The 13630-nt window shown below is 36.9% G+C and carries 10 protein-coding genes and 2 pseudogenes; 8 read left to right on the top strand and 4 right to left on the bottom strand.

Annotated features, from left to right (window positions below):
- Positions 1 to 108: 108 nt before the first annotated feature.
- Both L1994_RS05255 and L1994_RS05250 read right to left on the bottom strand, forming a co-directional pair.
- Positions 109 to 561: a chemotaxis protein CheW gene (locus L1994_RS05255; RefSeq protein ID WP_278100633.1), complete on the bottom strand. Its 453-nt coding sequence runs from the start codon at positions 559 to 561 to the stop codon at positions 109 to 111.
- A 21-nt stretch (positions 562 to 582) separates the two neighbouring features.
- The gene (locus L1994_RS05250) at positions 583 to 3603 is read right to left on the bottom strand and encodes a methyl-accepting chemotaxis protein (RefSeq protein WP_278100632.1); all 3021 of its coding nucleotides are present in this window, start codon (positions 3601 to 3603) and stop codon (positions 583 to 585) included.
- Positions 3604 to 4756: 1153 nt separating this feature from the next.
- On the opposite strand from L1994_RS05250, the gene L1994_RS05245 reads away from it, so the two are divergent.
- From L1994_RS05245 to L1994_RS05220, 6 genes and pseudogenes are all read left to right on the top strand, one after another.
- Entirely contained in the window at positions 4757 to 5626 is an 870-nt protein-coding gene (locus tag L1994_RS05245) for a formate/nitrite transporter family protein (RefSeq protein ID WP_278100631.1), read from the top strand.
- A 25-nt stretch (positions 5627 to 5651) separates the two neighbouring features.
- The gene (locus L1994_RS05240) at positions 5652 to 6167 is read left to right on the top strand and encodes a nucleotide-binding protein (protein ID WP_278100630.1); all 516 of its coding nucleotides are present in this window, start codon (positions 5652 to 5654) and stop codon (positions 6165 to 6167) included.
- Positions 6168 to 6572: 405 nt separating this feature from the next.
- Positions 6573 to 6983 (top strand): helix-turn-helix domain-containing protein, encoded by a 411-nt coding sequence (locus tag L1994_RS05235; protein ID WP_278100629.1) that lies wholly within the window; start codon positions 6573 to 6575, stop codon positions 6981 to 6983.
- A 15-nt stretch (positions 6984 to 6998) separates the two neighbouring features.
- Positions 6999 to 7514: pseudogene (locus tag L1994_RS05230) on the top strand (DDE-type integrase/transposase/recombinase); the annotation flags it as partial.
- Positions 7495 to 8064, top strand: coding sequence for a Mu transposase domain-containing protein (locus tag L1994_RS05225; RefSeq protein WP_278100628.1), 570 nt, complete (start codon positions 7495 to 7497; stop codon positions 8062 to 8064). The pseudogene L1994_RS05230 and the gene L1994_RS05225, both read left to right, overlap by 20 nt.
- Positions 8057 to 8362: a hypothetical protein gene (locus L1994_RS05220; protein WP_278100627.1), complete on the top strand. Its 306-nt coding sequence runs from the start codon at positions 8057 to 8059 to the stop codon at positions 8360 to 8362. The genes L1994_RS05225 and L1994_RS05220 overlap by 8 nt, the downstream gene beginning before the upstream one ends.
- Before the next feature lie 18 nt (positions 8363 to 8380).
- Here the strand turns inward: L1994_RS05220 and L1994_RS05215 are convergent, their stop codons facing one another.
- The gene (locus L1994_RS05215) at positions 8381 to 8521 is read right to left on the bottom strand and encodes a hypothetical protein (RefSeq protein WP_278100626.1); all 141 of its coding nucleotides are present in this window, start codon (positions 8519 to 8521) and stop codon (positions 8381 to 8383) included.
- Positions 8522 to 8763: 242 nt separating this feature from the next.
- Positions 8764 to 9687 (bottom strand): annotated as a pseudogene (locus L1994_RS05210) (IS1634 family transposase); the annotation flags it as partial.
- A 484-nt stretch (positions 9688 to 10171) separates the two neighbouring features.
- On the opposite strand from L1994_RS05210, the gene fdhF reads away from it, so the two are divergent.
- Complete coding sequence (fdhF, locus tag L1994_RS05205) at positions 10172 to 12238, top strand: formate dehydrogenase subunit alpha (protein ID WP_278100624.1); 2067 nt, start codon at positions 10172 to 10174, stop codon at positions 12236 to 12238.
- Positions 12239 to 12240: 2 nt separating this feature from the next.
- Positions 12241 to 13485, top strand: a complete 1245-nt coding sequence (locus tag L1994_RS05200) for a Coenzyme F420 hydrogenase/dehydrogenase, beta subunit C-terminal domain (RefSeq protein WP_278100623.1) — start codon at positions 12241 to 12243, stop codon at positions 13483 to 13485.
- The last annotated feature ends 145 nt before the right edge of the window (positions 13486 to 13630 follow it).

The following is a 13630-nucleotide window of genomic DNA, read 5'->3' as shown; positions in this document are numbered from 1 at the left end:
AATACTAATTATTTATCGGTATTCTTCTAAGTTTTTTTTGAAAATATGTAATTTTTAAAATTTTTTTTACTTTTCATTATAAAATTAAAAAAAATGATATTTTTTTTGTTATTCTGAGAGGTTTTCAGAAATTATTTTTCCGATATCGATCCAGATTACCAGATTTTCTTCATCATTGGAATCTTCTTTTTTAATTTTGATAATGCCTTTTACATAGGCCTCTTTTGAGAGAGCTTCATCTATCTGATCAATATCTTCTTCCGAGATTCGTAATACGCTGTGGACATCATCAACAATTAAACCAACATTAGAGCCTTGTGCAGCATCAGGCGCAAGAACAATTATCTTTTTGTTTTCTACACTATTGTCTGTTGGAAGACCCATCAGGTAGTTTAAATTTAAAATATTTGTAATCTCTCCCCTAAGATTTATAATTCCTGCAATGTGAGCAGGTGCTCTCGGGACAGGCGTGATGGGCATCATCTCAACAATTTCTCTTGCAATCTGGATATCAAGGGCATAATGAACCCCTGATATATCAAACTGAACAACATCAATCATAAGTCATACATCCTTTGCTGTTCAGTATTTGAACCTGGAATTTGCATCCTCCAGCTTCTTTACAAGTTCGCCAACTTCGTGAATTGCACTTCCAATCTCCTCAACAGATGCACTGGCTTCTTCTGCAAGTGCCGCAAGCTCCTCTGTTTCTTTCTGAACATCCCTGGTTTTTTGCGTTCCATTCTCTGCAGAGCGTACAACGTTGTTTGAGATATTAGCCTGGTCCTCAATTGCCTTTGTAATTTCGCCAATATCGTTTGAGACCTGTCCTGCATTCGTAATGATGGTATTTAATGCATCAATTGTCTTGTTTACACTTTCGACACCATCAACTATTTCATTGCTGGCTGATGTTATGGCAGCGGCTGTCTTTTCACTGCTTACCTGAACCATTGACACAACGTTGTCTATTGACTCTGTTGCAGATCTTGCTTCTGCGGCTAAGTTTTTAACTTCTCCTGCAACAACTGCAAATCCTCTTCCATGCTCACCTGCACGTGCGGCTTCTATTGCGGCATTGAGTGCTAAGAGATTAATCTGGCCGGCAATTGCGTTGATCATTCTGACAACATTACTAACTTCTTTTATCTTTTCAGTCAGCTCATTAATGCTGACAACACTTTCACTTGCAATCTTTTCTACGTTGTTCATCTTCTTGTTTGCATCATTTCCTAAGACCTGAGCATTCTTTCCGATATCAACAACATGATTTGCCGCATTATAAACTTCTTGTGAAGTACTTGCAATCTCTTCATTGGATGCAGAGAGATCTGATATCTGATGATTTATCTCATCAATGCTTTCAAACAGTTCTTTGGTTAAATCAGCCGCTTTCTGGCTTGTAAATGCAACACTCTCAGCCGCTTTTGCGACCTCATCTGTTCCACGGGTGACTTCGGATGAATTAACAGCAACCTGTTTTGTTACTTCATTTGCTACTTTAAGATTTTCAGATACACTTATTCCGATATTATTAAGCTCATTTCTGAACTTATCAAAGTCTCCTTTCACTATGATATCATTTGAGAATCTCGCAGTAAAGTTGCCTTCTGCATACTGATTGGACAATTTCATTGCTTCATTCAGAGGTGTTGCAACTGCATTCATAAGATTGTTGAGGTTATCAACAAGTTCTGTGTAAACACCCTGATACTTTATACTTTCAGCTTTTACACCGAGATCACCGTTTTGTCCTGCCTGAACAAGTGTATCGATATCAGTTATTAAATCCTGAAGTGTATTGCCTACAGATCCTATTGAGGATGTAATTTCCACAAATTTCTCACGTATTTCTTTTGTGTATTTATCTGCTTCGCCCACATCAAGCTTTATGTCCTGTGGCCTTCCTGCCGCAATTGCTTCAAGATCAGATGCAACTTTCTCTACTTCTTTGTCCATATAGAGGCTTTGTGTTACTTCAGGGGTCCTGTCCTGATAGATATAATAATTAACATCAATTTCTCCGTTTTCATCAAGAATCGGCGTCTGGAAAAGTCTCAGGTATGACTTTGTTTTATCAGGCCATCTGATCTCCATATCTGAAACTGCTCTCTTCTTGGTTTCATATGATGCATAGAAATCATCACCTGTGACGTCAATATCGAAGTCATAGAGCTTTTTGGCCATCAATTCTTCATAACTGCCACGCCAGATATTTTCATATTCCTTATTCAAATCCAGTCTGTGCTTGTCTGGCGCCAAAACAGTAATTCCCTGAGGATTGTCCTGTAAGAAAGTATCAGCACGTTTTTGAAGTTTCTTAATTTCTTTTAGTTCCTTTGTCTGTTCAGTAAGATCCTGATAGATATAGTAGTTGACATCAATTTCTCCGTTTTCATCAAGAATCGGTGTCTGGAAAAGTCTCAGATAACTTACATCGCCGTCTTCCCATCTGATCTCCATATCTGAAACTGCTCTCTTCCTGGTTTCATATGATGCATAGAAATCATCTCCGCCGGTGATGGTTATGTCAAAGTCATAGAGCTTTTTGGCCATCAATTCTTCATAACTGCCACGCCAGATGCGTTCATACTCTTTGTTTAAATCAAGCCTGTGCTTGTCAGGCGCTAAAACAGTAATTCCCTGAGGATTGTCTTTTAAGAATGCTTCGGCACGCTTCTGAAGTTTTTCAGAATTATTAATTTCTTCCCTTAATTTGGTTATGTCATTATAAACAGTTAAAATACAGTCTAATTCCCCATTAACGTCAAACAAGGGGATATTATATCTTTCAAGAGTTTTAATTCCTGATGGGAATTCAATTGTTGCCTCTCCATGGCTTGCGGCTTTTGCTTCAATCGTCTGGCCAAGAGACCGCCCGGATTGTGCCAGATAATTAAAGTCATTTGCAGTTAGACTCTGTGTTTCATTTTCAGAATATCCTGAGAGATCAAAGAAGGCTTTGTTAGATTTTCTGATTGAAAGATCCAGATTCCAAAGGACAATAGGCATTGGATTTTCCTGGACTATGGAATCAGACTGCTGTTCTAATTTCTGAATCTCTTTTAGTTTTACAGTATCCTCGGTTAAGTCCTGATAGATGTAGTAATTAACATCAATTTCTCCGTTATCATCAAGAATTGGCGTCTGGAAAAGTCTCAGGTAACTAACATCACCATCAGGCCAGCGAATCTCCATATCCGAAACTGCTTTTTTCTTGGTTTCATATGATGCATAGAAATCGTCTCCGCCGGTGATTGTTATATCAAAGTCATAGAGCTTTTTGGCCATTAATTCATCATAACTGCCACGCCAGATGCGTTCATACTCCTTGTTTAAATCCAGCCTGTGCTTATCAGCCGCTAAAACAGTAATTCCCTGAGGATTGTCTTTTAAGAATGCTTCGGCACGTTTCTGAAGTCTTTGTGCCTCTTTAATGTCATTTTCTCTTTCAGAGTCAATCTTTTGAATCTCCGTCATCAGGAGTCTGATTAATTCTGCATATTCTCTTTCTTCATCATTATAAGCCTGTGGATTAATTATGGGCTTTTTTTTGTCAGCAATAAAATTTCTGACTGTTTCACCAAATTCATTGTTTATCATTTTAATACGTCCTTTTTCCAAAGAGATCTAATTTAAATTATAAAAATTTTTACAAGGATCTAAAATCAATAATTTTTATAATCAGATAGATCTGTTTTTAGGTGAATCATGTTAATTTAATGAGTTAAAGCATATACTATTTTCTCTAACAAATCTGTTTTTCCAAAAAAAAATTACCTCAGATTTACGTATTGATATAGCTAATTATTGTATCTATGAAAAAAGGTTTAACTACCGGGCAGAGATCTTTTTTTAAAAAACTGATCTCTCACAGAAATTTTTATTTAGATTATTTTAAAATTTATTCTGATTCTAATTAGATAAATCAGAATTTTTTTAACCGGATTCAAATTTTACTGTTTAAAGAATTTTAGATAGTCTTAAAAATAAATCTTTAAAGATCTTTTTCTTTTTTGTGAGTGAACAAATGATTTTAAATTTAAAAAATTAGAAAGTAATCTAAACAAATTCGTTATGCGCGTCATCCAATCTCAATAGATGATCAAAAGAGACTAACTAATTTGCAAAACCATTAATTTGATCAAAAAAATAAAAAATGACTATTTTAGCCGAATTTAATTAATATATCTAATATAATTCTTTTTTTTAAAAAAAATTAACCAAAAGAGTTATGAAGCAATCATTTGGCAATTATTTTTCAAATAAATAATTGAGTTGACAAAAGAGATATATGATATTTTTTTATGCCCTTAATTTAGTTTAATTTTTAAAATCAGACCATCAGGCTTTTTTCTTAAAAGTGCGTGTCTAAAAAAATATATTTCAAATCAAATTAATTTTGGATGTTTGTTAATATATACTCTCTAAAAAAAAGATTTATAAAATTTTCATCATCTCTCAAATATCTGTTATATCAGATATCAATAGAATAACCTTAAATAGTGTTTTATCGCAATTTGAATTGCTGATAATAACTTAAATCCATAAAGTGGTCAGATGGATTAAGTGACCTGGATTTAAATTTTCAGAATGTGCCTGAATTTTAAAAATTGAAAGAAGGTGCAGTCTGCGGGATTATATATCCTGAATTTAAATCCGGTTTAATACAGTTTGTCAGTGTAAATTAGACGTATGTATTTGTTTAATCAGACAAATCAACATAGTATTTGTCTTAATTAATTAGGAGGTAAAAATGGTATTTCATCCCCCAGCAGTTATAATTGCAAAGGTAGGACTTGCCGGTAAGGGCAAATGTGGACTTCCGGCATGGAACATGCTTCTCAGAGGATTTATGGCAGGAGCATATATTGCTATGGGTGCCGCACTTGCAACTGTTTGTTCAACAGGAGTTGCGGATGCCCTCGGAGGCGGTATGGCAAAACTTGTTCTGGGAGCAGTGTTCCCTGTCGGACTTATTATCATTGTATTAACTGGTGCAGAATTATTCACCGGTGATGCAATGTTTGCCCCGATGGCGGCAATGATTCACAAAACGAGTTGGGCATCTGTATTGAATTTGTGGCTATGGGTATACATAGGGAACCTTATTGGTTCGATTGTATTTGCATACTTTGTTGCATACGGACCTTATCTTTCATGGTCTGCAACAGGTGCAGCAACAGTTACATCATTTGGTATGACAGCAGTAAGTATAGCAGCCGGAAAAACAAGTTATGTAGGACTTATGGCAACCTGGTCATGTTTCCTCAAAGCAATTTGTTGTAACTGGTTAGTTAACCTTGCAATTCTTCTTGGTATTTGTGCAGATGATGCAATAGGAAAGATTGTTGGAATATGGTTCCCAATCATGGCTTTCGTTGCATCAGGATTTGAGCACTGTGTTGCAAACATGTTCTTTATTCCTGCAGGTTTATTTACAGCCCCATTCCTGTCAGCGGATCAGCTGGCAGTTCTTGGAACAAAAGTTGCAAATCTTACCTGGGTTACAATGTGGACACAAAACATCATTGTCGTCACTATTGGTAACATAGTAGGTGGAATGATCTTTGTTGGTGTTCTTTATTACTATTCATTCAGGCAGGAAATTATAGAGAACAAATAAACATCTATTTTTTGTGATTTTTAAAATGAAAATTAAAGGTAAAAATGTCAGAATTTCAATAATTAACATTATAGTTGTTGGAATGATTGCATTATCAATGGTCTTCTATCTTTTGTTAAGTGGAGACTGGGGCTTTTTTTTAATGGGAATGGTCTTTGTAGCGTTAATGTTCGTAATTCCACTCATTCTTAATTATATGAGCCAGGATCAATACACTGTACTGGCACCGATTTATGAAGCCGAAGCAAATGACACAAAAATAAGAAACATCAATCCTTCAATGGTCGGCAAAATCGTTAGAATTGAAGGAGTTGTTGAAAGAGTTCTGTTCAAGTCATTAAACAGACCTCAGTATCTTATTGCAGATAAAACAGGAGAAATCTCAGTGAAGATGTTTACCACTCCAACAGAAGATGCATCTGTTAATGATGTTGTCGAAATTTATGGACAAGTTATTAAAAGATATTTTGTTGTAGGCGATCCTGTAGTAAATGCAGTTTTAATCAGAGTATTAAAAAGAAAAAATTCATCACAAAAGTAATTTTCCGGTAATTTTAAAAAAATAATTTCTAATTGTATTAATTTTAGCTTTTTTAATTCTGACTTTAATCATACCAAAAATAATAGTTTGAATTTTTTTAACCTGACTTTGCCACTTGGTCTTTTGAAGTGCATTATTCCCAAAAATATCAAAAATAATCGTTATTGAATTTGACAGTTGAGGCATATTTGCATGCAAAACATCAATTTTATTTTTATAATGCCAAAGTCATTTAGAATTTAAGCCCAGAATGATGCTATTTTTGGTAACATTTTCAAAAATTGTAAACGCTCATTAAAAATTGATCCACTTTTCACGAAAACGCTCACTAAGAATTGATCCACCTCAGTAACACCGGCAGTAACTGAAACTGCCTTTAACAACATACTCACGGAGGTGAAAACAATGGAAGATGTTGACCGTATTCGTCAGCTGTATCAGGAAACAGGATCTTACAGAAAAGTAGCAGATATCATGGGCATTTCTCGAAATACCGTTACAAAATATCTGAACAGAATAGAAGATTGCCAGAACGGCAATGCCGAAGAGATCCTTCCTACAACTCGAAATCTACAAAGAACCAAATCAGCTCTTTCAGATGATGTCGTCAATAAAATACATACATATCTTGAAGAAAATCAGAAAAGGCCTAAAAAACAGCGACTGAATGCACACCAGATATATCTGATACTCAGGTACAATGGCACAGAGATCAGCTACTCAACGGTAAAGCGCGAAGTACGAAAATGGAAACAGAATAACGTCTTCAAGGACATCTGTATTGGCCAGGATTATGAATCCGGATATCGTGCGTAATGTGACTGGGGCAAAGTCCATCTGAGAATTAAAGAGAAGAAATCAAAGTACAGCCTCATCGTTGTCGTCCTCAACAATTCTCTTTACCGTTTTGCCAGAGTGTACTCAAATGAATCACAGACGAATTTCTTTAATGCGTTAATCGCATGTTTTCATGAAATAGGAGGTGTCCCGGAGGCACTCTTCTTCGACAACATGAAAACAGTGGTGACGGATGCTTCAGACAAAGTCTTCAATGAGCGATTTCTGCAGTTTGCAAGCCATTATGGATTTCAAACCAATGCCTGTAATCCTGCTTCTCCACAGGAAAAAGGGACTGTTGAAAAAAGCGTGTCTGTCATCCGGACCACTGCATTTGGATACCATGACTCTTTCTCTTCGTTGAAAGAGGCAAATAAACATCTCAGATCTGTTCTCTCTGCGATCAACAATTCTCCTGTCTCACACCGGGATCTTGTGCCCGTTGAAGGGCTGAAAAAAAGAAAAAAAGGCATTTCTTCCGCTTCCTTCAATGGATTTCTGTCCGTATGATCTAAAGTACCGAAAAGTCGATTGTTATTCCACTGTCACATTTGAACGCAATGCATACTCCGTTCCTGAATACTGCAAATCTGAGATGTTGGCACTGAAGATCTATGAGGACTACATTGAGATATTAGAAAATGAAGCAGTAATTGCCACACATGTTCGTCTATTCGGCAGAAATGAAAGTTCGCTGAAGATCGAGCATTATCTCAGCACCCTTCGAAACAAACCCGGCGCTCTGAGATCTTCAAAGGTACTGAAGAAGACAAATCCCTGTTTTAAGCTACTGTATTTGAGCCATTATCAGGATAAACCTAAGGAATTCATTCGAATCCTTGGTCTGATGAAAGAGAATCCACAGAAAGATGTCGTAAGTGCAATAGAATCGCTTTTGGAAGATGGCATTATTCCGGATTATGATTCAATTCGGCTCACGCTGGATTTCCGGGAGAAACCGGAAACAGAATCATTTAGTTATCCGTTGGATATCGAAATGCCGGAACCAAATCTTGCCATATATGATGAGATCACATCAGGAGAGAGCAGAAATGGATGAAGAAATAAAAGATCTTTGCAGGCGGTTACGACTGCCTGGAATATACCAGTCATATCACACCATAGCAGAGGACTTCACAAATCCTGAAGAATTCCTTGTCAGAATTCTCAATGCAGAAGTACAGTCCAGAGAGACCAGCAGAAGAGAACGTGTAATACAACAGGCTGGATTTCCGGCATACAAACGGTTTGAAGAGATCAATTTGGTGTATTGGGAACTGAATACGACAGGTAGAAATGGAAACAGGAAAATCAATGACGGATCTGATATAGACATCATCCTATTATCGATGACATAATTCACCGCACTTGGGACATCATGGTAATTCTGTTGCATCCAGAGTGACAGTAAGTATTTCTTTTGACTCTTCCAGATCAATAATCTTAAAGCCCACAAATGAGAACATAGATGTGAATGCAGAAATGCATTCCCTCCATTTGTAATGTTTATTGGACATATCATCACATTTGGAGGTTATTCTCTAAGTTGTTTCTCTTTTTGGATAGTCCTAACTTTCAGAAAAATGGAGAAGAACCTCCATATTTTGTGTAATCTGCTATATATTTTGCAGTGTTTTGATGTCAGAATTTCCCTGAACCAATCAAAATTGTATGATGAATGAAATTATTTACCTTTTCCTACCTATTGAGATAATTCTAACTTGAATTTAGAAGTTTTGGCAATATTATACTTTACTTAAACCAATGACATATGAAGAATTATCTCATATTTTTTAAGCTTCTGCTTTTGCATTTCATTTGAGCTGTACAGAACCCATTTTTGTTTTATACCTGCATAATATGAGATCTTTTCTGCATATGAATATCTATTATCTTCACATTCCTGTAAAGTTTCATCCAAGCTCAGGAATTCTTTCGCCTCTCCAATCGAGTTTGTAACTCTGCTTATCCAGAAAGTGTGATCGCCCATCTCCTGAAGATTTGCCTTAGTGTAAAAGGCATTATCGGCAATATGGTAGACTTTATGAGATAAAATAAGATTTTTCCTCAGTTTATCTATCATCTCAATAATTGCTTTTTTATCTGATTCATTACCTGAAAATGTCTGGAGAAAGACCGGGACTCCCCGATTATCTGAAGCCATTCCGAGTACAAATCGTTTGAGATCGTTTCTGCCGTCTTTAGGATGACCAAATGTTATCTCCATATTCCGTGAATCGCAATCACTATCATAGTCTCCGTAAACGCTAAAATTTGTAGTATCCACATGAATACAGTGGATTCCATAATCATCCTTCAGCAGTCTTTTTATCACAATTTGATTGAATAATTCAGTAGGTCCATATTCATAGATTCTATCGAGAGTCCGTCCCAGTGTATCATCATTGAAATGCCCGGGTTCAATCCCTTTACCAAAGAAACGCTCTGTTGGAACGTCTTTGAAGAACACAGGATGAAGATAAAGCCGCCTGTCAATGAATGCCAGACCGTTAATAACAAGTGATTTTACAATCTGACTATGAGTGACAATGTGTGATTTTGTTTTAGGAATAAGTTCGTCGATGAGCTCACCGATTTCAAGCTTGTCATAAGCACCGGCAACAAGACCATAATGAGCAAGTGATGTGTTTGAACCCTCTATGAATCCATCTATTGAAGGCATATTATACGTTATTTCCTCAAAGTACAAAGATCTTGCGGTCGAAATTTAAAAATATGGTTTGAAATGGTGCGGATGGTGAGATAAAGATAAAATTAAAAAATATTTTTGATTATTACATATTTCAAATCAAAAATTTTTGACCTTTCTTTTGCCTTACATTTAATAAATGCATCCCTAATATAGATCAATGATTATCAGTATAAATATGCTAATTAATTAAGAAGCAGTTTCTATTTTTTTTTAAATTATAACAAAGAATATAGCGCGTATTTAATATTCTCCAAAATTAAAAGAAAATCATTACACCAAATACAAGAGAATTAATTGAATATAATTAACTTTTCAAAAATATAAATTAATTTTAATTATGTTTTTTAAACTTCTTTTTAATTAAAAGCATCAAATAAATGGTTTTTTTAGAAAGACAAATAGTATGATTTAAATATTCACCTTTTATAGATTTACTCGTAGAGGTATAGTTAATATGGAATTAAAGTACGTTCCAACAACCTGTCCATATTGTGGAACAGGTTGCACCTTTTATCTTACAGTTGTTGATGGAAAAGTAGTAGGTAATGCTCCTTTTCAAAGATCACCTGTTAATGAAGGTAAAACATGTCCCAAGGGTACATATGCTTATGAATTTATAAACAGTCTTAACAGACTGACAGTCCCACTTATTAAAAAAGACGGGAAATTCGTAGAATCCTCATGGGATGAAGCATACAAACTTATTGCAGAGAAATTTAAAAGCTACAATTCATCTGAAATAGCATGTCTTTCATCAGCTCGTACTTCAAATGAAGATAATTACGCACTCATGAAATTTGCACGTGGTGCATTAAAGACAAAACACATTGATCACTGTGCACGTCTTTGCCACTCTTCAACAGTAGCAGGACTTGCAGCAGTATTTGGATCAGGTGCAATGACCAATTCAATACCCGATATTGAAGAGGCAAAATGCGTCTTTATCATTGGAAGCAACACTTTTGAACAGCACCCGCTTATTGGTCGTAGAGTAATGCGTGCAAAGAAAAAGGGCGCAAAAGTCATCTACGCAGATCCAAGATACACTCCTACTGCAAAACAGGCTGACATTTACATGCAGTTTAAATCAGGCAGTGATGTAGCAATTATAAACTGCTTTATGCATGAAATCATCAAGAATGGCTGGGAAGACAAAGAATTCATTGCAAACAGAACAACGGGCTTTGAAGAGCTTAAAGCACTTGTAATGAAAGATGAATATTCTCCTGAAAATGTTGAGAAGATATCCGGAATTCCGGCAGCCCAACTTAGAGAAGCCGCAGAAGTATATGCCAAAGCAGAAAGTGCAGCACTTCTTTACTCAATGGGTATCACTCAGCATACAGTTGGTGTAGACAATGTAAAGTCAACAGCAAACCTTCAGATGGTAACCGGAAACCTTGGAAGACCAGGAACCGGAGTAAATGCACTTCGTGGACAGAACAATGTTCAGGGTGCCTGTGATATGGGAGCACTCCCTGTAGTTTTCACAGGATATCAAAAGGTAATCGATCCTGTTGCATACAAAAAATTTGAAGATGCATGGGGATTCCCTGACGGAATTGCTCCTGGAGAAAATGGATACGAAGTCACCACAATGGTCAACGTAATGTCCGATAACCCAGGAGAACTTAAAGCAATGTATATCATGGGTGAAAACCCGCTTTTATCTGATCCAAACATTGACCATGCAAAGCATGCATTTGAATCACTTGAATTCCTCGTAGTTCAGGACATTTTCTTGACCGAAACAGCACAGATTGCAGATGTAGTTTTGCCAGCAACCTGCTATGCAGAAAAAGACGGAACACAGACATCAACTGAACGCCGTGTCCAGAGATGGAGGAAGGCTCAGGATCCATCTGGTGAAGCAAAACTTGACTGGAAAATTATTGCCGAAATAGGAGCAGCAATGGGATATGCTGACCAGTTCTCATGGGAGACATCAGAAGATGTTTTCAATGAAATTGCAGAACTTACACCATCATATCACGGTATGAATTATGAAAGGCTTGAAAAACCAGAAGGACTTCACTGGCCATGTCCTGAAGTAGACCACCCCGGAACACCTATTCTGCATACTCAGAAATTTGCAACCGCTGACGGTCTTGGAATTCTCACACCACTTGAATGGAAAGCACCTGCAGAAGTTCCCGATGCTGAATATCCATATATATTCACAACCGGAAGAACAATCTGGCACTGGCATACAGGTACAATGACCAGAAACTCCCCGACACTTGACCATGAGGTTCCAACCGGATGGATTGAAATCAACCCTGAAGATGCAAAGGAACTTGAAATTGTAAACGGCGAGAAGGTTCGTGCAATAACAAGACGTGGTGAAGTAGAGGTTAATGCAAAGGTTACAAAAGATATCATGAAAGGTGTTATGTTCATGCCATTCCACTTTGCAGAATGTCCTGCAAACAGACTTACAAATGATGCACTGGATCCTGTATCCAAGATTCCTGAGTACAAGGCCTGTGCTATAAAGGTAGAAAAAATTCAGGAGGCCTGAAAATGACAGCAAAAGGTGATATGTTACTGGCATGGGCAAAAGATCCCGCATGTCTTGAAAGAGGAGAATGTGGCGGTGCAGTAACTGCAATTCTTAAAAACGCCCTTGAAACCGGCCTTGTTGATGCAGTATTTGCAGTTGAAAAAGGTTATGATATCTATACTGCAAAACCTGCATTTATCACAAAACCTGAAGATATGGACAGACTTGGCGGTTCACTCCACTGCGGCACTCTTCTACTGCCAAAACATATAAAAAAGTTCCTCAATGGTGCAAAAGATATGAAAATTGCTGTAACCCTGAAGGGTTGCGATGCAAAAGCACTTTATGAACTTGCAAAAAGACAGCAAATCAACCTTGACAACATATACTCAATTGGTCTTAACTGCGGTGGTTCAATAAGCCCTGTTGCAGGAAGAAGAATGATTGAGGAAAAGTTTGGAATTAACCCAGACAATGTTGTAAAAGAAGAAATAGATAAAGGTCAGTTCATTATCATCACAAAAGATGGTGAGCACAAAGGTATAAAAATCGATGACCTTGAAGAAGAAGGATTCGGACGTCGTGCCAATTGCCAACGCTGTAAAACAAAAGTTCCAAGACAGTGTGACATTGCATGTGGTAACTGGGGTGTTATTGGAGATAAAGCCGGAAAAGCAACATTTGTGGAAGTATGCTCTGACAAAGGTGCAGAACTGGTCTCTAAAGCATCTTCATCCGGTGCAATTGAAACTACTGACGCAGATCCACAGGGTATTGCAATCAGGGCAAAGATCGAAAACTCAATGTTCAAACTTGCCGACAAGGCACGTGCAGAACAGTTTGCAAAACTCGGCGAAGGCAAGGACCGTCTGAAGTTTATAATGGACGAGACCTCAAGATGCATAAAATGTTATGCATGTATTGAAAACTGTCCTATCTGCTATTGTGTCGAGTGTTCTACAAAGAAACCCTATCTTGTTACTCCGGGACAGATCCCTCCACCATTTATGTTCCATTTAATCAGATACTCACATATATCAGATTCCTGTATAAATTGTGGTCAGTGTGAAGAACTTTGTGCAATGGATATTCCAAATGCTCTTTACATGCATGCAATTCAGGTTGAAATGGAGAATATGTTCGGTTACGTTCCTGGTGTTAATATGGATCTTCCACTGCTTTCACTTGTAGAAGAGCCGGTTGAGAGAAAACGTCTAAATGACACTGGTGATGACCAGATTTTTAACATATTTAGTAAAAACTAAGTTGTACACAATATCCTGAACCCAAATCAAAAACTGTCAGATTTTTATCTGGCAACCATAATTTATCACTGATGGGTTTGTTTGTTGTTCAAACAAATTTCAGACGGATAAATCCTCTAATAAATTTAATCAAAAACTGCAATTT

Source organism: Methanomicrobium antiquum (genome assembly GCF_029633915.1).
Lineage (GTDB): Archaea > Halobacteriota > Methanomicrobia > Methanomicrobiales > Methanomicrobiaceae > Methanomicrobium > Methanomicrobium antiquum.
The sequence above is the reverse complement of the archived record's forward strand: the minus strand, read 5'-3'. Positions and strand labels throughout refer to the sequence as shown.

Coding starts and splice junctions, on each gene's coding strand:
- L1994_RS05255 (WP_278100633.1), bottom strand. CDS start 561: ATGATTGATGTTGTTCAGTTTGATATATCAGGGGTTCATTATGCCCTT.
- L1994_RS05250 (WP_278100632.1), bottom strand. CDS start 3,603: ATGATAAACAATGAATTTGGTGAAACAGTCAGAAATTTTATTGCTGAC.
- L1994_RS05245 (WP_278100631.1), top strand. CDS start 4,757: ATGGTATTTCATCCCCCAGCAGTTATAATTGCAAAGGTAGGACTTGCC.
- L1994_RS05240 (WP_278100630.1), top strand. CDS start 5,652: ATGAAAATTAAAGGTAAAAATGTCAGAATTTCAATAATTAACATTATA.
- L1994_RS05235 (WP_278100629.1), top strand. CDS start 6,573: ATGGAAGATGTTGACCGTATTCGTCAGCTGTATCAGGAAACAGGATCT.
- L1994_RS05225 (WP_278100628.1), top strand. CDS start 7,495: ATGGATTTCTGTCCGTATGATCTAAAGTACCGAAAAGTCGATTGTTAT.
- L1994_RS05220 (WP_278100627.1), top strand. CDS start 8,057: ATGGATGAAGAAATAAAAGATCTTTGCAGGCGGTTACGACTGCCTGGA.
- L1994_RS05215 (WP_278100626.1), bottom strand. CDS start 8,521: ATGTCCAATAAACATTACAAATGGAGGGAATGCATTTCTGCATTCACA.
- fdhF (WP_278100624.1), top strand. CDS start 10,172: ATGGAATTAAAGTACGTTCCAACAACCTGTCCATATTGTGGAACAGGT.
- L1994_RS05200 (WP_278100623.1), top strand. CDS start 12,241: ATGACAGCAAAAGGTGATATGTTACTGGCATGGGCAAAAGATCCCGCA.